Source organism: Microbispora sp. NBC_01389, assembly GCF_045040095.1.
In the GTDB taxonomy this organism is placed as follows: Bacteria; Actinomycetota; Actinomycetes; order Streptosporangiales; family Streptosporangiaceae; genus Microbispora.
The window spans coordinates 753,785-774,040 of record NZ_CP109552.1 but is presented as its reverse complement, the minus strand read 5'-3'; the positions used below and the strand labels follow the sequence as shown (position 1 = coordinate 774,040).

20 protein-coding genes are annotated in these 20,256 nt (G+C 69.8%); 7 read left to right on the top strand and 13 right to left on the bottom strand.

Annotated features, from left to right (window positions below; translation table 11 throughout):
• Positions 1–40 precede the first annotated feature (40 nt).
• From OG344_RS03585 to OG344_RS03575, 3 genes are read left to right on the top strand one after another with little or no spacing between them, the layout of a single operon-like run.
• Positions 41–703 (top strand): DUF6758 family protein, encoded by a 663-nt coding sequence (locus OG344_RS03585; RefSeq protein ID WP_405086959.1) that lies wholly within the window; start codon positions 41–43, stop codon positions 701–703.
• A 39-nt stretch (positions 704–742) separates the two neighbouring features.
• Positions 743–1,453, top strand: coding sequence for an MBL fold metallo-hydrolase (locus tag OG344_RS03580; protein WP_327047811.1), 711 nt, complete (start codon positions 743–745; stop codon positions 1,451–1,453).
• Between the two features lie 4 nt (positions 1,454–1,457).
• Positions 1,458–2,435: a RecB family exonuclease gene (locus tag OG344_RS03575; RefSeq protein WP_405086958.1), complete on the top strand. Its 978-nt coding sequence runs from the start codon at positions 1,458–1,460 to the stop codon at positions 2,433–2,435.
• On the opposite strand, the gene OG344_RS03570 is transcribed toward OG344_RS03575, so the two are convergent.
• The 3 genes from OG344_RS03570 to OG344_RS03560 form a co-directional block, all read right to left on the bottom strand.
• Entirely contained in the window at positions 2,432–3,382 is a 951-nt protein-coding gene (locus OG344_RS03570) for an oxygenase MpaB family protein (protein ID WP_405086957.1), read from the bottom strand. The two genes, OG344_RS03575 and OG344_RS03570, sit on opposite strands and share 4 nt — an antisense overlap.
• A 10-nt stretch (positions 3,383–3,392) precedes the next feature.
• Entirely contained in the window at positions 3,393–4,271 is an 879-nt protein-coding gene (locus OG344_RS03565) for an alpha/beta fold hydrolase (RefSeq protein ID WP_405086956.1), read from the bottom strand.
• Between the two features lie 332 nt (positions 4,272–4,603).
• On the bottom strand, positions 4,604–6,793 hold the full coding sequence (locus OG344_RS03560; protein WP_405086955.1) for a DEAD/DEAH box helicase: 2,190 nt from the start codon (positions 6,791–6,793) through the stop codon (positions 4,604–4,606).
• 455 nt (positions 6,794–7,248) lie between these two features.
• On the opposite strand from OG344_RS03560, the gene OG344_RS03555 reads away from it, so the two are divergent.
• Positions 7,249–7,908 (top strand): ferritin-like fold-containing protein, encoded by a 660-nt coding sequence (locus tag OG344_RS03555; protein WP_327047806.1) that lies wholly within the window; start codon positions 7,249–7,251, stop codon positions 7,906–7,908.
• Positions 7,909–8,292: 384 nt separating this feature from the next.
• On the opposite strand, the gene OG344_RS03550 is transcribed toward OG344_RS03555, so the two are convergent.
• The 4 genes from OG344_RS03550 to ligD all read right to left on the bottom strand — a co-directional run bounded on the left by OG344_RS03550 (position 8,293) and on the right by ligD (position 10,469).
• Entirely contained in the window at positions 8,293–8,523 is a 231-nt protein-coding gene (locus tag OG344_RS03550) for a DUF3107 domain-containing protein (protein ID WP_327047805.1), read from the bottom strand.
• A gap of 103 nt (positions 8,524–8,626) precedes the next feature.
• Entirely contained in the window at positions 8,627–9,247 is a 621-nt protein-coding gene (locus tag OG344_RS03545; RefSeq protein ID WP_327047804.1) for a TetR/AcrR family transcriptional regulator, read from the bottom strand.
• Between the two features lie 72 nt (positions 9,248–9,319).
• Positions 9,320–9,520: a hypothetical protein gene (locus OG344_RS03540; protein ID WP_405086954.1), complete on the bottom strand. Its 201-nt coding sequence runs from the start codon at positions 9,518–9,520 to the stop codon at positions 9,320–9,322.
• A 67-nt stretch (positions 9,521–9,587) separates the two neighbouring features.
• Positions 9,588–10,469 (bottom strand): non-homologous end-joining DNA ligase, encoded by an 882-nt coding sequence (ligD, locus tag OG344_RS03535; RefSeq protein ID WP_405086953.1) that lies wholly within the window; start codon positions 10,467–10,469, stop codon positions 9,588–9,590.
• 239 nt (positions 10,470–10,708) lie between these two features.
• On the opposite strand from ligD, the gene OG344_RS03530 reads away from it, so the two are divergent.
• Positions 10,709–11,641 (top strand): Ku protein, encoded by a 933-nt coding sequence (locus OG344_RS03530; RefSeq protein ID WP_405086952.1) that lies wholly within the window; start codon positions 10,709–10,711, stop codon positions 11,639–11,641.
• A 116-nt stretch (positions 11,642–11,757) separates the two neighbouring features.
• Here the strand turns inward: OG344_RS03530 and OG344_RS03525 are convergent, their stop codons facing one another.
• The 6 genes from OG344_RS03525 to OG344_RS03500 form a co-directional block, all read right to left on the bottom strand.
• Entirely contained in the window at positions 11,758–12,066 is a 309-nt protein-coding gene (locus tag OG344_RS03525) for a hypothetical protein (protein ID WP_327047800.1), read from the bottom strand.
• A gap of 536 nt (positions 12,067–12,602) precedes the next feature.
• Positions 12,603–13,220 (bottom strand): hypothetical protein, encoded by a 618-nt coding sequence (locus OG344_RS03520; RefSeq protein WP_405086951.1) that lies wholly within the window; start codon positions 13,218–13,220, stop codon positions 12,603–12,605.
• Positions 13,221–13,972: 752 nt separating this feature from the next.
• The gene (locus tag OG344_RS03515) at positions 13,973–14,491 is read right to left on the bottom strand and encodes a hypothetical protein (protein ID WP_405086950.1); all 519 of its coding nucleotides are present in this window, start codon (positions 14,489–14,491) and stop codon (positions 13,973–13,975) included.
• 332 nt (positions 14,492–14,823) lie between these two features.
• Entirely contained in the window at positions 14,824–15,306 is a 483-nt protein-coding gene (locus OG344_RS03510; protein WP_405086949.1) for a hypothetical protein, read from the bottom strand.
• 734 nt (positions 15,307–16,040) lie between these two features.
• Positions 16,041–16,652, bottom strand: coding sequence for a hypothetical protein (locus tag OG344_RS03505; protein ID WP_405086948.1), 612 nt, complete (start codon positions 16,650–16,652; stop codon positions 16,041–16,043).
• Between the two features lie 402 nt (positions 16,653–17,054).
• Complete coding sequence (locus tag OG344_RS03500) at positions 17,055–17,642, bottom strand: hypothetical protein (protein WP_405086947.1); 588 nt, start codon at positions 17,640–17,642, stop codon at positions 17,055–17,057.
• 393 nt (positions 17,643–18,035) lie between these two features.
• Between OG344_RS03500 and OG344_RS03495 the strand changes: the two genes are divergently transcribed.
• Positions 18,036–18,953, top strand: coding sequence for an alpha/beta fold hydrolase (locus tag OG344_RS03495; protein ID WP_405086946.1), 918 nt, complete (start codon positions 18,036–18,038; stop codon positions 18,951–18,953).
• A 112-nt stretch (positions 18,954–19,065) separates the two neighbouring features.
• Positions 19,066–20,244 (top strand): adenylyltransferase/sulfurtransferase MoeZ, encoded by a 1,179-nt coding sequence (gene moeZ / locus OG344_RS03490; RefSeq protein ID WP_327047793.1) that lies wholly within the window; start codon positions 19,066–19,068, stop codon positions 20,242–20,244.
• Positions 20,245–20,256: the final 12 nt, after the last annotated feature.

Here is a 20,256-nt window from a genome sequence, read left to right as displayed (position 1 = left end):
CTCTTGACTGATGGACGTCACCGACGCACCGTGAATATTTGTGAGAACCGCGCCAACCTGCCCGCGGTGCTTCGGGCCACTACATGAACCGAACATCTGGTCGAGCTCGTGGCGGTGCGCCGCCCACGGCGACGTGCTGCCCTTCCAGCCGCCCCACCGGCCCTCGCAGGCCGCGCTCGACGCTCTGTGCGAGGCCGCACGGGTTCCCGTGTGGCTTCCCTGGCCGCTTCCCACGGGGTGGCTGGTGACCGGCTTCGCCGAGGTGGGCGACGAACGGACCGGTGCGCGGGCGAGCGTCGTCGCGCTGACCGGCCCGTCGATCACCCACGGGCCCGCCGACACGCTGATCGTCGCCGAGGAGCCCGGGATCGGCCTCGGGGCGGCGTACGCCGGGCTGCCCGGGCCCGATCCCGGCGCCGGGTTCGACGCCGGCCCGCCGCACGCGAAGATCGACGTACGCGGCCACCCGACGGCGCTGTGGTGCGCGGGGCCGGGCGTGCCGGACGACCGCGCCGTCTACGTCGGGGAGGCCCTCGGAAACTGGCTGTGGACGGTCACCTGGCCGGCCGAGGCCGGTTGTTTCATCGCGCTGGCCGATCTCTCGCTGCGTGACCTGCGGGACCAGGACCAGGCGGTGGACCCGCCCTTCGGGGCGTTCTCGCCGAGACTGGACGGGCCGAGACCGGATGGGGATGTGCGGTAAAGCAGGTCCGAAGCGCCGGGGATAGTAAGGTTCTGAGCCGTGACAGCGCGTATCGAACGAGTGGTGACCTCGGGCCTCGTGGACATCGAGGGCGACGAGCACAAGGTCGAGAACAACACCTGGATCCTGGGCGACGACGACGAGGTGATCGTCATCGACCCGGCGCGAGACGCCGAGAAGATCCTGCAGAAGGTCGGCGACCGCGAGGTCCTCGCCGTCATCTGCACCCACGGGCTGCCCGACCACGTGGGCGCCGCGATCGAGGTGGCGGCCAGGGACGAGGCGGTGATCGCCGTCCACGCCAAGGACAGGCGCCTGTGGCGGCAGACCTGGGAGGAGACCTGGCCCGACATCGAGATGGAGGACGAGGGACTGTTCTCCGTGGCCGACGTCGAGCTCGAGGTGCTCGCCACCCCCGGCGTGACCACCGGCGGCGTCTCGCTCTACTGCGAGGATCTCGCGGCGGTCTTCACCGGGAAGACCCTGCTCATGGACGGGCCCGGCAAGCTCGGCGGAGAGTATCCCGCCCTCGCCGACCAGCTCACCTCCATCGGCGAGCGGCTCTTCACCCTGCCGCACGAGACCAGGGTGCTGCCCGCGCACGGCGAGGAGGGCAGGATCGGCGACCTGGAGCCGGAGTTCGACCGCTGGCTGTCGGGGTCGCTGACCGGCGCCCAGGAGGCCGAGCCGACGTCGCCGCTGGTGGACGGCACCGGCGTGTCCGGCATCGCGCTGAACCGCGACGAGTAGGGCCGTGGAGCAGCTCGGCCTCGACGGCATGCCGAGGCGGCTCTACACCTGCACTCCGTCACGCCTGAACACCTGGCTCGACTGCCGGCGCCGCTACCGCTTCGCCTATCTCGACCGGCCGGCCCCGCGCAAGGGCCCCGCGTGGGCCCACAACAGCGTGGGGGCCTCCGTGCACAACGCGCTGGCCGCGTGGTGGCGGGAGCCGTACGAGCGGCGCACGCCGGTCGTTGCGGCCACCCTGCTGACCGGTGGCTGGCTCCGCGATGGGTTCAGGGACGACGAGCAGTCGGCGGCCTGGCGGGACCGGGCCCGCGAGATGGTCTCCTCCTACGTCGCGACGCTCGACCCGGCCGACGAGCCGGTGGGCGTCGAGCGGACGGTCGCCACGCGCACGCCGGTGCTGGCCCTGTCCGGCCGGATCGACCGGCTCGACCGGCGCGGGGACGAACTCGTGGTGGTCGACTACAAGACCGGCCGCCGTCCGCCGACGCCCGACGACGCCCGGTCCTCGCTCGCGCTCGCCGTCTACGCGATCGCCTCGTCCCGCATGATGCGCCGCGCCTGCCACCGGGTGGAACTGCACCACCTGCCCACCGGCTCGGTCGCGGAGTGGGAACACGGTGCGGAGTCGCTGGCCCGCCACCTGCGCCGGGCCGAGGACATCGGCCTGGAGGCGGCGGACGCCGACGACGCCTACCGGGAGTGGGCCGGGCCCGCCGCCCGCGCGAGCGGCCGTACACAGAGCCGTACGGGGGGCCGTACGGGAGGCGCTGTGCCGGCCCCGAGGCGAGGGGAGGGCGCGTCCGCGGAGGACGGCGCGGCCGTCGCGGTGCCGCCGGAGATCGACGCGCTGTTCCCGCCCGAGCCGGGGCCCATCTGCTCGTGGTGCGACTTCCGCGCGCACTGCCCGGAGGGACGGGCCGTCTCTCCCGACCGCCTGCCCTGGGACGGCCTCCCCACGGCCGAGGAGGTCGCCGGTTAGCCTCCGTCAGCCTCCGGGCAGGGCGGCGGCGGGGTGGCGGCGGGATGACGGCCGGGATGGCGGCGGGGGTCGGCCAGCCCCCGCAGGCCCTGGCCGACGTCGTACCCGGCCGCGCCGAGGCGCTCCCGGGAGGCCCGCAGCATGGCCCTGGTGCCCTCGTCGAGCACGCGCTGGTGCACCGGGTCGGGAATGGTGTTCATGGTGAGCCGGAAGGCCCGCAGCGCCGCCGTGACCGCGATCCCCGGCACCTCGGGCAGCACGCCGTACAGGCGGCGGGCCCAGCGGGGCAGCGTGTAGTAGCAGAGCGCGCCGAACGGGAGGTAGACGGGCCTGGCCGGGGACAGGAACCGCAGGCGCTCCGGCAGGCGCGGCCAGAGCAGGAACCGGACGGCGGCGGCCGACTCGGGGATGACCCGCAGGCTGGGCCGCATCCGGGCGAAGTAGTCGTCCATCTCGCGCATCGTGCCCGGCACGTCCTCCGGGCGCAGCCCGACGTACGCCGCGCTGCGTCGTTGCTCGGCGAGGTAGCGGTCGGCCTGCCGGTCGGTGATCCGGGCGCCCGCCCGCCGGACGACCTCCAGGTAGGACGTGACCTCCGCGCAGTGGACCCACAGCAGCAGCTCGGGGTCGTCCACCCGGTGGACCCGGCCGGTGTCGGGGTCGTGGACGCGCAGCGCCCGGTGGATCGCGCGGACCCGCCTGGCGATGCGCTCGGCCTCCTCCGGGCTGCCGTACGTCACGCGGCCCACGAAGTCGGCCGTACGGCGCAGCCGCCCGAAGGGGTCCTCCCGGAAGTCGGAGTTCTGCCACACGCCCCGCATCGCCAGCGGATGCAGAGCCTGCAGCATCAGGCCGCGGACGCCGCCCACCCACATGGTCCGGTCGACGTGGACCAGCCACGTCACGGACTCGGGAGGCTGGACGGTGGGACCGCTGACCCCGGTCATGGCCGTCGCGTCAGCCGTGCTGGAGCAGCCGGCTCTCGGCCGCGTTCCAGAAGCGGGTCAGGGCGGCGGCGGTGGTCTCGGGCGCCTCGACGGCGGGCGAGTGGAGCGCCCCGGGGACGACGACGCACTCCGCGTCGAGCCGCCGGGCCATCTCGGCCTGCAACGGCGGCGGCCAGCCGTCGTCGTGCTCGCCGTACAGGACCAGGAGATCGAGGTCGCACCGGGCGAGCTCGCCGCACCGGTCGGTGGCGCCCAGCACCTCGTGCGCCATGGCCATGAGCCCGGTGGGGTGGTTGGCCAGCAGCCGCTTGCGCAGGAACGCCACGATGTCGTCCGGGACCCCCGCCTTCAACGCCTCCGGCTCCAGCCGGTTGGACCACAGGTAGTCCAGGCCGTACTCGGGCAGTTCGGCGAGCATCACCCGGCCCAACGCCTCCCGGGGTCCGATGATCCCGGCGGGCCCGGAGCTCATGAGCGTGAGCGAGGCGATCCTGGCGGCGCCGTTCAGCGTGGCCTCCCGGGCGACGAGGCCGCCGAAGGAGTGCCCCATGAGGTGCACCGGCTCGCCCTGCCCCACGGCCGCCGCGATCGCGTCGACGTCCGCGCCGAGCGCCCCGCACGTGTACGCCGCCGGGTCGTCGGGGCCCGGCGTCTCGTACTGCCCGCGCATGTCGACCGCGATCACCCGGCGGCCCGCCTGCGCGAGGGTCTGCAGCACGGAGATGAAGTCCTCCTTCGACCCGGTGAAGCCGGGGACGAGGAGGGCGGGCCAGCGCTCGGGGATTCCGCTCACGGGAAGCGCCTCCAGGGCCGCGAACGAGCCCAGCGGCGTCTCGATCTGCTCGCTGCTGACGCCCGGAGGGAGGGTCAGGAACCGTGGCGTGCTCACGAGACCTCCTCCATCTCACCCGGGATCCCCGGCATGGCCCGTCTGCTGAAGGCTCGCTCACTCACGTGGCATCACGATACCCAGCGGAGACTCCGGCGACACCGCCGTAAGATCCAAGCCGGTTGCGGACCGGCCGGGAAGAGGTCGTCCGGGTGGTCATGACGCGTGCCTCCTGTTCAGGTCATACCCACTGGGAACGTGGCGGCCCGCCGGGGGGGACCGTGCCTGCGTGTGAAGGCGTCCACGTGAAAAGGCAGGGAGCGCGCCGGGTGTCCGGCGCTCTCCCTGCCCTGGTGATCGTGCTCATCGACGAGCGGGCCTCGGCCGGCCCCTCACCCCGTACGGCGCGGGCGCGGCCGGGGCGGGCGGCGCCGCTGCTGGGCGCGCTCGGTCGCGGCGGACGGAGCCGGATCGTCGTCGTCGGTCGCGAGGTCGGGGGACCTGAACACGACCATGAACGGGCTGGCCGGGACGATCCGTTCCGGCTCCTGCCGCGCGACCGGCGGCCGGACGGGCTCGTCCGCCACGCCGTTCACGGTCGCCTCGGCCGGCGGCACGGATGGCACCGACGGCACCGACGACACGGATGGCACCGACGACACGGATGGCACCGACGACACGGATGGCACCGACGGCACTGACGACACGGACAGCGTGGACGGCGCCTCGTCGGAGGCGCCCGCGTCCGTGCTCCGCGTACGGCGGCGCGTGGGCCGGTCCGCGACGGGGTCCGCGATGGGCTCCGCGGCGGGCTCCGCGATGGGCTCCGCGATGGGCTCCGTGACGGGTGCGGCGACCGCCTGGTCCCCGCTCCGCGGCTCGGCGACCTGTGCCTCGCTGACCTGTGCCTCACCGACCTGTGCCTCACCGACCTGTGCCTCACCGATCCGGGGCTCGGCGATCTGGGAGCCGGCCGTGTCGGCGGCGCGGGTCCTGCGGCGGGAGGCCCGGCGCGGGGCCGCCTCCGGCTCGGACGCCGCACCGGCCGCCTGCTCCTCCTGGGGCCGCGCGGCCGGGACCTCGGCCAGCGCGCCGGTCAGGGCGTCCGTGTTGGCGCCCCCTCGCCGGGACCTGCGCCCCTGAGCCTGGACCTGCGCGCCCTGGGCGGGTTGGGCGGCCTGCTCGGGCGACCCGGAGCCGTCCCCCACCTGGGCGGTGGCCTGGGAGGTCAGGGCGCCGGCGTCGCCGCCGGAGGACCCTTCGGCCTCATGGAGGCGCCCGCCACGGGTCCGCCGCCGCTCGCGGGTGCGGGCGGGGCGCTCCCGGCGCTCCTCGGTGTTGTCGCGGTCGCGGTCGCGGTCACGGTCGCTTTCGCGGCCGCGCCCGCCCCGGTCGGACCTGCCGTGGGAGCGGGTGCGCCCGGTTTCGCCGAGGTCCTCGATCTCCTCGGACTCCAGGCCCGTGCGCGAGCGTTGGGCCCGCGGCAGCACGCTCCTGGTGCCCTCGGGGATGTCGAGCTCGCCGTAGAGGTGCGGCGAGCTCGAATAGGTCTCGACGGGATCGGCGAAGTCCAGCGAGAGGGCGTTGTTGATGACCTTCCAGCGGGTCAGCTCGGTCCACTCGACGAAGGTCACCGCGACGCCGGTGCGGCCCGCCCGGCCGGTGCGGCCGATCCGGTGGACGTAGGCCTTCTCGTCCTGCGGGCAGTCGTAGTTGACGACGTGGGTGACGTCGTCGATGTCGATGCCGCGCGCCGCGACGTCGGTCGCCACCAGCACGTTGATCTTGCCGTTGCGGAAGGCGCGCAGCGCCTGCTCGCGCTGGCCCTGACCGAGGTCGCCGTGGACGGCCGCCACCGCGAAGCCCTTGTCCTTGAGCTGCTCGGCGACCATGTCACAGGCCCGCTTGGTCTCGCAGAACACCATCGTGAGCCCGGAGCCCCTGCTCTGCAGCAGCCGCCCGAGAATCTCGATCTTGTCCATGCGGTGCGTGCGGTACACGTGCTGCGTGGTGAGCGTGGTCGTCTCTGCCTCGGCCGTAGTGGTCTCCGCGCGCACGCGGGTGGGCCGGTCGAGGTAGCGGCGGGACAGGTTCACGATCTCGCCGGGCATCGTGGCCGAGAACAGCATGGTCTGGCGGTCGTCCGGCACGAGCTTGATGATCCGCTCGATGTCCGGAAGGAACCCCAGATCGAGCATGCGGTCGGCCTCGTCGAGGACGAGCATGGTGATCTGGCTCAGGTCGAGGTGCTTCTGCTTGACCAGGTCGAGCAGCCGCCCCGGGGTGCCGACGATCACGTCGACCCCGTTCTTGAGCGCCTCGATCTGCGGCTCGTACGCGCGGCCGCCGTAGACGGTGAGGATGCGCGACCCCAGCTTCCCGGCGGCGAGGACCAGGTCCTCGGTCACCTGAAGGGCCAGTTCGCGCGTGGGGACGAGGACGAGACCGCGGGGCTTCTTGCGGTTCTTCCTCGGCTTGCCGACCAGTTGGAGCATGGCGACGCCAAAGGCATAGGTCTTGCCGGTGCCCGTGCGCGCCTGCCCGATGACGTCCTGGCCGGCCAGCGCCAGCGGGAGCGCCATCTCCTGAATCGGGAACGGTGAAGTGATGCCCTCGGTCTCGAGCGCATCGGCGATCTCCGGGATGACTCCCAGGTCTCGGAACGTCGTTGTCAGTGTGGCCTGCCTCAATCTGTGCGAAAGGCGGCCCTCCGGGACATCCGGCCGGCAGATCTTTCCCGGTCCGGGTCCTCGCGGACAGTCGCGCCTTCGTCATGAACAGCGACCGCGGCATCCACTGGTTCCTGAGGTCCGGGGGAGACCCCGGGTCGGCTCGGTTGTTGGCCAGTGCTGGTTGTTGGCCAGTGCGGTCGCACTTCCACGAACCAGTCTACTCGATACCACAACACGGAACCGATTTCCGCGTCTTCTCACTAAAAGTTGTTGTCCTGAGGGCGGCCGTACGGGGTGCCGAAGGGGCTCCGCCGGACCGGACCGGGCGGCTCCGCGGGCGCCCCGCCGACCCTTACGCTGCATCCATGAGTGATTCGTCTCCCGGGATCGTCGACCTGCTGGGCGTCCTCGCGTACGCCGAGCTCACCGCCTTCCTCAGGCTGGCCGAGGACGCCGCGCTGTTCGCGCCGACGCTGAACGACAGGGCGGCGCTCGGGGACGTGGCCGCGACCGAGTACGGGCACTTCCGGGTGCTGCGCGACCGGATCGCCTCCCTCGGGGCCGATCCGGAGGAGGCGATGGCTCCCTTCGTCGAGGCGATCGACGCCTGGCACGCCCAGACCAGGCCGAAGGACTGGTACGAGGCGCTGGTGAAGGCCTACGTGGGCGTGGGGATCGCGGGCGACTTCTACCGCGAGGCCGCCCGCCACGCCGATCCCTCGATCATCGCCCTGGTCGACGAGGTGCTGGCCGACGGGAGCCGTTCGGAGTTCGCGGTGGAGCGGATGCGCGCCGCGCTCGACGCCGATCCGCGCCTGTGCGGGCGGCTCGCGCTGTGGGCGCGCCGGATGGTCGGCGAGGCGCTGAGCCAGGGGCAGCGGCTGGCGGCCGCCCGTCCGCACCTCGCCGCGCTGCTCGTGGGCGAGCAGGGCGAGGATCTGGCGGAGGTCGGCCGGATGTTCGCCCGGCTGACCGAGGAGCACGGCAGGCGGATGACGGCTCTCGGCCTCACCCCCAACGGGTGAAACCTCGCCGTTCGTGATTCGCGCACCCGGCAAACGGATGTACGGTGCGAGCATGAGGGCCTCGCGCCGCTACGGCAGTTCCTTGACACGATGTGGGCCGAACAGCTGGACTCCCCGTGCGATCCTGCGGAGAGGAAGCACGGGCTGTCCGACGATCAGCGGAAGACGGGACGATCCGCATCGGGCGGATCTCACCCGCCGTCCCCGCGGATGCGGTTACGGGCGGTCCTGACCCGGGCGGCCGGATCCGGCCGCCGGCACGCCGCGCGTCGCGGGACATCCGCGCCGCCGGCCGGCTCCGGCCGCGCGTCAGACAGTCAAGTCGGACGGTCTCCAAGTCGGACGGTCTCCAAGTCGGACGGTCTCCAAGCCGGACCGTCCAGATCAGAGAGTTCCGCCGAAGCCGACGGGCCGCGTCTCGTCCTCGCCGATCTCGACGAACCCGAGCGAGGTCACGGGGACGACCACCCGGCGGCCCTTCGTGTCGGTGAGGGAGAAGACGCCCTTGTCCGAGGCGAGCGCCTTCCGGAGCTCCTCTTCGATCTGCTCGGCCGACAGGTTGGTCTCCACCACGAGCTCGCGGTGCACCGACTGCACGCCGATCTTTATTTCCATCAGGCTCCCCTTTCGCGAGGGCTGGTCTCTTCCCCATCGTCCTCGCCCCGCGGCGCGGCGAGCCCTGTGATCGCCTCAAGCGAACAGGAAATCGGGGGCCCGGTCAGCCCGTGCGGGGAAAGCCGCTGATGCCGCGCCAGGCCAGGCGTGCCATCAGCTGCGTCGCCGCCTCCTTGGGGATCGAGCCGTGGCTGCTCAGCCAGTAGCGGGCGCTCACCTCGGCCATGCCGACCAGGCCGACGCCGAGCAGGTGCGCCTCGTCGCTGGAGCAGCCGGTGTCCTCCTGGATCACCTGGCTGATCGCCTCGGCGCTCTCGTACAGCGAGCGCTCCATGCGCTGCCGTACGGGCGCCACGTTGCGCAGGTCGGATTCGAAGACCAGCCGGAAGGCCTCTCCCTGGCTCGACACGAAGTCGAAGAAGGCGCCGATGGCCGCCTGCACCCGCTGCTTGTTGTCGGTGGTGGACTCGAGCGCCTGGCGGCACCGGTTCACCATGTCGTCGACGTGCAGGTCGAGCAGCGCGAGATACAGCTCAAGCTTGCCCGGGAAGTGCTGGTAGAGCACCGGCTTGCTCACCCCGGCCCGCTCGGCGATCTCGTCCATCGCCGCGGCGTGGTAGCCGTTCTCCACGAACACTTCCTGCGCCGCGCTCAGCAACTGGCGGCGGCGGGCCATCCGGGGCAGCCGGGTGCCCCGGGGCTTGGCGTCCGGGGTAGCGGTCACGGCAGTCTCCTTGCACGAAGCGCATCGGGGGCTCCCGCCCCGGGGCCTCATCCTACGTGGCGGTATCTGTGATCAGCGATAGTCGTCGTCGTCGAGGTCGACCGTGCGCTCCTGCTCGGTCACGTCGGCCGGGTCGGCCTCGAACGGAACGCGTTCGGGCCAGCGCCTGTCCTCGGCGCCCTTGACGAGCTGGTGCTGCTCGACCGCGTCGGCCTCCGGCGCCTCGATCGAGATCTCCTCGGCGACCTCGTCGAGGGGCTCCATCTCGGGCATGTGATCTTCCTTCCGTTCGACGGGCGGCTGCGACAGGTCCAACACTACGGCCAGGGGTACGGCCGGGCTAAGCGCCGAGAGGCACCAACAGGTCGCCGTGTTCCGCGACGCGCTTCAGCACGTCGGAGGAGGTGAAGACGAGCTGCTCCGGGTTCTCGCACGCCTCGACCTCCTCCCACAGCAGGGGCGTCGACACGGTCGGCAGCGGGCCCGCGCGCAGCGAGTACGGCGCGACGGTGGTCTTGGCCGGATTGTTCTGGCTCCAGTCGATGAAGACCTTGCCCGGCCTTTCCTTCCTGGCCATCACGCTGGTCACGAACGGGTGCTCCTCCTGCATCCGCCGGGCCAGCGCCTTGGCGTAGTCGGAGGTGCCGGGCCCGCGGTCCCACGGCACGTAGAGTTGCATGCCCTTGTTGCCGCTGGTCTTCGGATGGCTCTCCAGGCCGTCTTCGGCCAGCGCCCGCCGCAGCAGGACGGCGACCCGGCAGCAGTCGGCGATCGTGGCCGGCGCCCCGGGATCGAGGTCGAAGACGAGGGTGTCGGGCGGCTGCGGCTCGCCGTCCTTGGCCACCCGCCACATCGGCACGTGGATCTCCAGCGCGGCCAGGTTGGCGTAGTAGACGAGCGTGGGCAGGTCCTCCACGACCGCGAACTCGATCTCCTCGCGGTTCTTCGTGCTGCCCGGCGCGGGGAGGGTCACCGTACGGACCCAGTCGGGCGTGTGGCCGGGGGCGTTCTTCTCGAAGAAGAACGCGCCGTCCGCGCCGTTCGGATAGCGCTTGACCGTAAGCGGCCGGCCGCGCAGATGTGGGAGCAGGACCGGGGCGATCCGGGTGTAGTAGTCGATCACCCCGGCCTTGGTGAAGCCGGTGCCGGGATAGAGGACCTTGTCCAGGTTGGTCAGGACGAGCATCCGGTCCTCGACCTTCACCCGCACCTTCTCCGTCATCACCGCTCCTCCCGCCGGGCCCCCGGCGGGCATCCCTGGGATCGCCCTGGTGAGATCGCCTTCGGCAGCCCGCCAGAGAAGGGGCTCTGCCCGATCTCAAGCGGCTCAATCAGGCCGTGGACGTCGCCCTGCACCGCGTTCGATCGGGTACGGCAGGGCCGTAGTGGGTACCTGCCCATGAGGTAACTCCCTTGAATCCCAGCATAGCGGTATTCGAACACAGAGACGAGAATGTAGCCATGCGGAGCATCTGGAAAGGCGCCATCTCGTTTGGTCTGGTCACCATTCCGATCAAGCTGTACTCCGCGACCGAACAGAAGGACGTCAGCTTCCACCAGGTGCACCGGGAGGACGGCGGGCGGATCAAGTACAAGAGGGTCTGCTCGGTCGACGGCGAGGAGGTGCCGTACTCCGACATCGCCAAGGGGTACGAGCTTCCGACCGGTGAGATGGTCGTGCTGACCGACGAGGACTTCGCCGACCTGCCGCTGACCACCTCGCGGCGGATCGACGTGCTGCAGTTCACCCCCGCCGACCAGATCGACCCCATCTACTTCGCGAAGTCGTACTACCTGGAGCCCGACGGGCAGGGGGCGAAGCCGTACGTGCTGCTGCGGGACGCGCTGGAGCGGTCGGGGCAGGTGGCGGTCGTGAAGATCGCCCTCCGCCAGCGGGAGTCGCTGGCCGCGCTGCGCGTCCGGGACGGCGTGTTCGTGCTGGAGACGATGCTCTGGCCGGACGAGATCCGCGAGGCCGACTTCGGCTTCCTGGAGGAGGACGTCCAGGTGCGGCCCCAGGAACTGAAGATGGCCGAGTCGCTGATCGACACGATGGTGGCCGACTTCGACCCGGCGGAGTACACGGACGCCTACCGCGAGGCTCTGCAGGAGGTCATCGAGGCCAAGGTCGCGGGCAGGGAGATCGTGGCGCCCGAGACGCCCGCCGAGCAGGGCCCGGCCGTCGACCTCATGGCCGCGCTGCGCGCCAGCGTCGAGGCGGCGAAGCGGGAACGCCAGGGCGCCGAGGCGGCGAAGGCTCCGGTGAAGAGTGCCGGGAAGGCCGCTGCGAAGGGCCCCGCGAAGAGTGCCGCGAAGAGTGACGGCAAGGCGGCTTCGGGCGGCGCGGAGGAGGAGAGCGCCCCCAAGAAGCGGAAGGCCCGCCGCTCCGCCTGATCGTTCGTTTCGCCTGATCGTTCGCGCCCCGCCGCTCCACGGGAGCCCCGGCGGCTGTCCCGCCGGGGCTTGTTCACGGTACGGAAGGAAGCGGCGCCGGGTAGCGCCGTCCGGGATCAGTCGTCGTCGTCGCCGTCGATGTCGACGACTGCGTCGCCGGACGCGAAGGCGGCGTTGTTCCGGTCGACCTTCTTGATCCTGTAGTACTTGAAGCTGCGGAAGTCGTTCCGGTTCACGAGCTTGTTCTTGTTCTTGTTGTAGTTGCGGCCGTGCCCGTGGCCGTCCCAGCCGCAGCCCCACTTGGTGACGATGGTGGCGGTGGTCGGGGTGGAGGCGTGGGCGGTGACGGTGCTCAGAGCGAGCGCGCCGCCGGCCATTGCCGTGCTGACCGCCAGACCGGTGATGACGTTCCGGAATTTGGGCATAGAGGCCCTCCTCGAAGGATGGATTGCCCGTAGTTCTGACTTCTCCGGTGGGAACCGGAGATGTCCGGTTATGACCTATATGTCCGGTCATCGCCGTGGTGTCTTGATTACCGAAGGGGCCCCCGGCCAAACGCGGCGGGGGAGAGTTTGAACTCTCGTTGCGACCCATGGCACGGGTTAACCGGTCGCTGACGCAGTCGGTGTCCGGTCCGCGATTCATCGACCGTGCCGGAGGGTACTCGCCGGCCCGCCGCATTCCCCGTCTCCGGCCCTCCCAATCCTCGCGGCCGTGGTTTCCGCCGGCCGTCCTGGGGCGGGGAAAGGTCAGGGCTCCGGCGAGTACCTCCGCCGGAGCCCTTGTCTCATGCCACAGAGAATTGATGGACGATTATCCGCGCCGGATGCCCGGCACCGCGGAAATCGCTTGTCTGCACTCTTCTTCGTTTTCGTCGCGGGACGGAGGCGGGAGAGCGGGACCACTCACCCCGCCCCTCCGTGCCGCGTTGAAGCGATGCCGCGAGAACGGAGCAACCCCGTTACTGGCGCAGGCGGTTCCAGTTGTTCCGGTCGAACCGGTCGTTGTTGTTGTACCAGTTGTTGTTCTGCCACCAGTTGTTGTGGAACCAGTTGTTGTCCCGGTTCGTCTTGTCCTGGAAGCCGAGAGCGACGTCCTTGGCGACGACGCCGAACGCGGAGTGGTCGTCCTTGCCGTCCTTGTAGAGGTTCTGGCCCCACCACCCCCGCTGGTCCCACCACCCGTTGTTGCCGTTGTTGTACTGGTTGTTGTTGAAGTGGTTGTTGTTGTTGCCGTTGTTCCTGTTGTTGCCGTCGACGAAGGGGTTGGTGGTGGCGAAGGCAGGGAAGCCCTGGCCGTTGCCCAGGCCGGTGTTCCCCTGGGCGATGCCGCCCGTGCCGCCCCGGTTGCCGTCGGCGACGCCGTTGTCGTTGGTGCCTGTGGTGAAGCCGGGGAAGAGGCCGTTGCCCAGGCCGGTGTTCCCCTGGGCGATGCCGCCCGTGCCGCCCCGGTTGCCGTCGGCGACACCGTCCCGGCCCCCGTCCCCGGCGCTGGCGGCCGTGGTCCCGAGGGCGATGGCGCCGCCGACGACCGCGGTGCTCAGAACGAGGCCGGTGATGACCTTCTTGAGGTTGGGCATTATGTGTCCTCCTTGACAGGATTCGATTGTCGATTGCCCGTAGTACCTGGCATTTCCCGCACATTTTCCGGCTGCGAGAATTGCCAATATGGCCCTTATCGAGCCCTACTTCCGACGCTAGGGTGATTTCCTCTGTGCGGGTCAGACAAACGAGGATCTGATGCTTTTGGGTAATGATTAGCTGCCTATAGGATTGATTCGAGGGATAATGCGCCTTATGTGGAGAAAGGTACGATTTGCGCCCCTGCTCCGAAGGGGTGTCCCGGCACGGCGCGTTGTCTCGTGCCGGCGGCGCGAACCGGGACCGGCCTGCATCTGGCGGAGAGTGGTGCCGAGGTGGCGGTCCCGGACCGGCGGTGCGCCGTACGAAGGGGGCCTTGAGGCGCGGCAGCGGTGGGGCCTGCGCTGTAGGCCTGGGGGGTGGGAGGGCCTGGGGGGTGGGATGGGGAGTTTGGGATGGGGCTCGCGGGAGGACTGGGGGAGGCTTCGGGAGGGCTTCAGAGGGAGGTCCTACGAGGCAGGGCTCCGGCGGAAGGTCCCGCCGGAGCCCTTGGTGGTGCATCGAGAGTCGAACGGCTGTCCTCGGATTCAGGCCGCTCCGGGAGCGGCCGATGTGCCGAGAGACCTGCTTCTGCACTCAACGGCGCCGGTCCGCTGGTCCGGGGCCGGAAGTTCCCGATGGCGCGTGGCTTCTTCCGTCACCTTCGCAGCGCGGCGTGGTCGTCTCGCAGGGCCGCTGGGAACCTGCCCTCTCAGCGCACGTTCTCGTTGTTGTTCCACCAGTTGTTGCGCTGGTCGCGGTTGTTCCACCAGTTGTTGTTCTGCCACCAGTTGTTGTTGAAGAAGGTGTTGTCGCGGTTGGTCTTGTCCTGGAAGCCGATGGCGACGCCCTTGCACACGATGCCGAAGCCGGAGGTGTCGTTGCGCCGGTCGGCGAACAGGCCCTGGTTCCAGAAGCCCTGCTGACCCCACATCGAGTTGTTGTCGTTGTTGTTCTGGTTCTGCTGCAGGTTGTTCCGGTTGTTGTTCCGGTTGTTGTTCTCGACGGGCACCGCGAGGACCGGGAAGGCGTTCCTGCCGACCAGGTTGTCCTGGGCGATGCCGCCGGTGCCGCCCCGGTCGCCGTTGGCGATGCCATCGGTGCCCGAGTCGCGATCGCAGTCGCCGGACCCGCAGGAAGCGCTGGCGGTCGTGATACCCATGGCGAGCGTGCCCCCGGCGACGGCGGCGCCGAGCGCGAAACCTGCGACGATCGTGGTGAGCTTGGGCATTGCGTGTCCCCCTTGACAGGATTCGATGTGCCCTGATTTCCCGGGGCCTTTCGCCGACGGCGCGGAGAAAGTGCCTCGGAGTCCCCGTGAGGCTTGAGGTCGTGTGGAGGTCAGGGCTCCGGCGAGAGAGAACCGCCGGAGCCCTTGTGAGTCACGCGTCGGATCGAACGGCCGTTCCCGTTGTGCCGGGAACGTGTGACTGCGCTCAACTCGGGGCGCCGCGCCGGCGCCGGAGGGCGGGAGAACTCCGCGAGTGCCTGTCCGGGTCGTCCCGTCACCCGTCCGGAGTCCGAACGGCGCGGTTGTCTCGCAGGCCGTTACGGCGGAGTGGTTTAGAAGCCGTTGCCGTTGTTGTTGTTCCAGCAGTTGTTATTGTTGTTGTTCCACCAGTTGTTGTTCTGCCACCAGCCGCTGTTGAACCAGTTGCTGTTCCGCTTGGTGGAGTCCTGGAAGGCGATGGCGGCGTCCTTGCCGATGACGGCGAAGCCGGAGTTGTCGTCGACGTTGTCGGTGAAGGCGCTCTGGTTCCAGAACGACTGGTTGTTCCAGAACTGGTTGTTGTTGTTGTTATTGTTCCAGCAACCGTTGCCTTCGCCGTTGTTGTTGCCGCAGGTGTTGCAGTTGTTGTTGTTGTTGCAGTCGCCGAACGGGATGAACGTGTTGTTCGAGATGGGCGGGGTCCCAAGGCCGAAGCCCAGGCCGCCGAACCCGTTGTCGGTTCCCGCGTTCGCGGCCGTCGCGCCCATGGCGATGGCGCCGCCCGCGACCGCGGTGCCGAGTGCGAGCCCGGCGATAACCCTCTTGAACTTGGGCATTGCTGTCCCCCTAAAGGATTGGATTGCCCCCGCATCCTTCGATATCTCGCGTCCGGCTGCCCGGGAGATATCTTTATGGCCCCTCACGGGACCGGGTTCCTGCGCTACGTTGATGTCCGGCGGTATCCTCGAACAAACGCCGCTCTATGCCTTTTGATCAGCCGATAGCTCTTTATGGCGCGAATTATAGGATAAAAGCGTGACTTGTCCCATAATGTCCGATTCTCGGATGGGCGGGCGTCGGCAGGCCGGCCGGAGGCGTGGGCGCCAGGGGCGCGGTGATCCCGGACCCTGGTGATCCCGGACCCTGGTGAGCCCGGGCCCTGGGGAGTCCGGCCCTGGGGAGTCGGGGTCAGGGGAGCTTGGGGTCAGGGGAGCTCGGGGTCAGGGGAGCTCGGGTCAGAGGGCGCCTGGGGGCGCGGACGCCGCCGGGAGAGCGCGTGGCCGCCCGGGGCCGAAGAAGCCGGTGAGCCGGATGGGGACCGGTGGAGACCGGCGAAAAGGGCCGAGAAGGGCCAAGAGGGCCGGGGAAGAGTCGGTGGAAGAACTGGGGGAAGAGCCGGGAAAGACGAAAGCGCCCGTGCCCGGGGTGCGGCCGGGAAACCGGTCCACACCGCGGCGAGCACGGGCACGTTCATCCGGCCCCGGGCCGGAGGCCCGGGGCCGGGGCATGTCTGACACTCTCCCTGGGCGCGGCCGGTCGTCCCGGCCGGCCGCGCGGCGATCACTCAGGATCAGGGAATGGCCTCGAAGTCGGCCGCCATCTCCCTCTTCTTCTTCTCCTCCTCCTCCTTCTTCTTGATGTCGATGTCGGCGTCGATGTCGAGCTTCTTCGCCTTCACGTTGGGGTTGATCTCGGTCGCCTGGTTCGTCTTCGGGTCGGCGATCGAGGCCTGGCCCTGGCGCGGCAGGTTCTGCGACTGCGTGTTGTCGTACTGGCTCGAGTAGGGCAGCGCCTGCGTCTGGCTCCACTGGGCGTTGTACGGCAGCGCGGCCGAGCCGTTGGACGACTTCTGGAACGGCGTGAGCACGAGCGTGAAGTCGCGCATCAGGAACTGGTCCTGGGACTCGGACTGACGAGCGTGCTGCCACTCGTGGTTCTTGTTCTTGTTCTTGTTGTGGTTGCGGTTGGCCGCCTTGTGGCCCTGCCGCTGCGAGTTGGCGTTCCAGTTGGTGTTGTAGCTGCGCGGGTAGTAGCGGGCCGGAGCGCTCGGGGCGGGAATGTAGCCGCCCATGACGGTCGTCGCGCCGGCCGCGCCACCGAGGGCGCCGCCGAGCACGACGGCCGCGCCGCCCAGCGCGGTGCCGAGGGCAAGGGCCCCGGCGATGTTCTTCAACACGGACATCTGGTTGGTTCTCCTCTGAATATCGCGACCCCGCCCGGTCCCGTACGGCGACAGGACGGGGTGACAGCAGGTATGTCGCCGCCGTGAGGCGGCGCGATGCGATGACCCGCGCCGGCGGCCCTCTCCTCGGAAACCCGCCGCCGGCGCTCCTTCCTCAACTGCTCACGCGTCCGCGTACGGAGCGGCGGTCCGGGTGACACCGGTCCGCATCCGCGGGTCTCGGTCGCCGCCCGTCCCGCTCCGCGGGTACGCCGCCGCTCCGCCGCTCGCGCGTGTTTCTCCCCCGGCTCGCGACCGTGGTCCCAGGCGAAGTCGCCCGGTCGCGAGCACGGGGTGGGCGTCCGGATGACGCGTCACCCGCCGGAGCGGGGACGTTCATCGGGACCGCCGGTCCGGATCGCGTCAGGGCACGAACACGGGGTCCGGGTCCATCTCCTTCTTCTTCTGGATGTCCGCGTCCACGTCGAGGTCGACGTTCGCCTCCTTCTTCTTGATGCGCGGGTCGATCTCGGTGGCCTGGTTGGTCCGCGGAGTGGCCGCGGACGCCTGGTCCTGGCGCGGGTTGTTGAGGGAGTCGGAGTTCGTGTACATGCGGTTCCACGGAATCGCCTGCGAGTTGCCGTTCTGCCAGTTGTACGGCAGGGCCCGCGAGTCGGTCTCCGACTTCTGGAACGGCGTGAGAACGAGCGTGAAGTCACGCAGCAGGAACTGGTGCTGGCCCTGGTTCTGCCGCTCGTGCTGCCACTGCTTCGTCTTGTTCTTGTTCTTGTTCTTGTTGCCGTTCAGCGCCTTGTGCTTCTGCCGCTGCGAATTGCGGTTCGAGTTGAAGTTGCCGTAGGGGTACGGGTAGCCACCGCCGCCCACGTAGCCGCCCATGACGGTCGCCGCGTTCGCGCTGCCGGCGGCGATCGCGGTACCCAGCGTGACGGCACCACCGGTGAGTGCGGCGCTGATCGCGAGGATCCCGACCAGGTTGTTGAACTTGGGCATTTCATGTCCTCCTTGAAGGATTGTTGCCCCGACACTCCGGCGTTTTCCAAGTCGTTCGGAAAATGCCCTTACTGATGACCCTTGGCGGATCATCCCTGCATTGTCTTGATTTCCTCGGTGTCCGAGCGACAAACGGCGATCGGCGGCTTTTGCCTTCCGCTTATCGCTTTATTGGCTCCGTTGAACCGCTAGCGCTCGGTTTGGTGTGGAATGTCATTCATATCCGCATTTCGAAATGTCCGAATGAGGTGGATATTGGGCTTATGTCGCGCCCGTCTGATCGGGACGAACCGGATGATCGATCCCGTTCCGCCTGGGTAGGGGGAGCACCCGCCGAGGCGTCGTACGGGCGGGGTTATGGTCGGAAACGCGAGGTGAAGCGGGGGAGGACGCGTGGGAGACGAGCCGATTCCGGTGTGGCCCGGCCGGTTCATCGACGTGGCGGGCGGCGGCCGCCTCCATCTCCGGGCGACTCCGGAGGGGCCACGGGAGACCGCCGTCTACGTCCACGGGCTGGCGGGCTCGGCGACGAACTGGACGGACCTGATGGGCGAGCTCGCCGGCGAGGTGCGGGGCGTCGCGCCCGACCTGCCCGGGGCAGGGCACTCCCCGGAGCCGCCGGACGGCGACTACTCCGTCGCGGCCGGCGCGACCGCGGTGATCAGGCTCGCCGAGGCGCTCGGGGACGGCCCGGTCCACCTCTTCGGTCACTCCATGGGCGGCGCGGTCTCGGTCCGGGTCGCGGCCACGCGGCCCGACCTGGTCAGGTCGCTGACACTGGTCTCACCGGCGCTGCCCGACCTGCGGCCGAGGTACGGCCCGGCCAGGATCGCCCTGTCGGCCGCCCCGTCCATCGGCGAGCTGGTCGTCCGCTGGCTGAGCGCGCTCCCGCCCGAGCGGCGCGTGATGGCGACGGTGAGCCTGTGCTACGCCGACACGGGCCGGGTGCATCCGGACCGATTGCGCGAGGCGGTCGAGGAGCTGCGCCGCCGCGACGCGCTGCCGCACGCGGTGATGGCCGTGGTCGGCTGCACCCGCGCGATCGTGCGGGAGTATTTCCGGTTGGGCGAGGACAACCTCTGGCGGCAGGCCGGGCGGGTGACCGCGCCGACCCTCGTCGTGTACGGTCTGCGCGACCGCCTGATCCACGCCCGCATGGTGCACCGGTCGGGCCGGGCCTTCCGCGACGTGCGCCTGGTCACACTCCCGCACGCCGGGCACGCGGCGCAGATGGAGTATCCCGAGCTCGTCGCGCGTGAGGCGCGCCGTCTGCTGGCCTACACGAGGATGTCACCCCGCCGACCAGCGTGATTGGGGAATGCGGGGCCACCCCGGTTAGGTTGTGAGAAGAGCTTGTGATGGGCCCATGGAGCCGAGCGCGACCATTGGCACGAAGACGGACACGCAAAGCAGGAGTGGAACTGTGTCGTTGCCACCGCTGGTAGAGCCGGCAGCAGAGCTGACGGTCGACGAGGTGCGCCGCTACTCGCGCCACCTGATCATCCCCGATGTGGGCATGGCGGGTCAGAAGCGGCTGAAGAACGCCAAGGTGCTGTGTGTGGGCGCGGGCGGCCTGGGCTCTCCCGCCCTGCTGTACCTGGCCGCGGCTGGGGTGGGCACCCTCGGCGTCGTCGACTTCGACGTCGTCGACGAGTCGAACCTCCAGCGCCAGGTGATCCACGGCCAGTCGGACGTGGGCCGGCTGAAGGCCGAGTCGGCCGCCGCGAGCGTGCGGGAGATCAACCCGCTGGTGAACGTCATCATCCACAACGTCGCTCTGACGACCGACAACGTGATGGACGTCTTCGCCGGCTACGACCTGATCGTGGACGGCACGGACAACTTCGCCACCCGCTACATGGTGAACGACGCGGCCGTGCTGCTGGGCAAGCCGTACGTCTGGGGGTCCATCTACCGCTTCGACGGCCAGGCGAGCGTCTTCTGGGCCGAGCACGGGCCGTGCTACCGCTGCCTCTACCCCGAGCCCCCGCCGCCGGGCATGGTGCCGAGCTGCGCCGAGGGCGGCGTGCTCGGCGTGCTGTGCGCGTCGATCGGCTCCATCCAGGTGAACGAGGCCATCAAGGTCCTCACCGGCGTCGGCGAGCCCCTCGTCGGCCGCCTGATGATCTACGACGCGCTGGAGATGAAGTACCGCGACGTCAAGGTCCGCAAGGACCCCGAGTGCCCGCTGTGCGGGAAGAATCCCTCGATCACCGAGCTGATCGACTACGAGGCGTTCTGCGGCACGATCTCCGACGAGGCCCAGGAGGCCGCCGCGGGCAGCACGATCACCGCGGCCGAGCTCGAGGCGATGCGCGACCGCGGCGACGACATCATGATCATCGATGTCCGCGAGCCGAACGAGTACGAGATCGTCAGCATCCCCGGCGCCGTACTGATCCCCAAGGGCGAGTTCCTCAACGGCTCGGCCCTGGAGGGTCTCCCGCAGAACCGGAAGATCGTGCTGCACTGCAAGTCGGGCGCCCGCTCGGCGGAGGTCCTCGCGGTGCTGAAGAACGCCGGCTTCTCCGACGCCGTCCACGTGGGCGGCGGCGTGCTGAGCTGGATCAAGACGGTCGACCCCAGCCTGCCGACCTACTGATCGCTGTCCCAG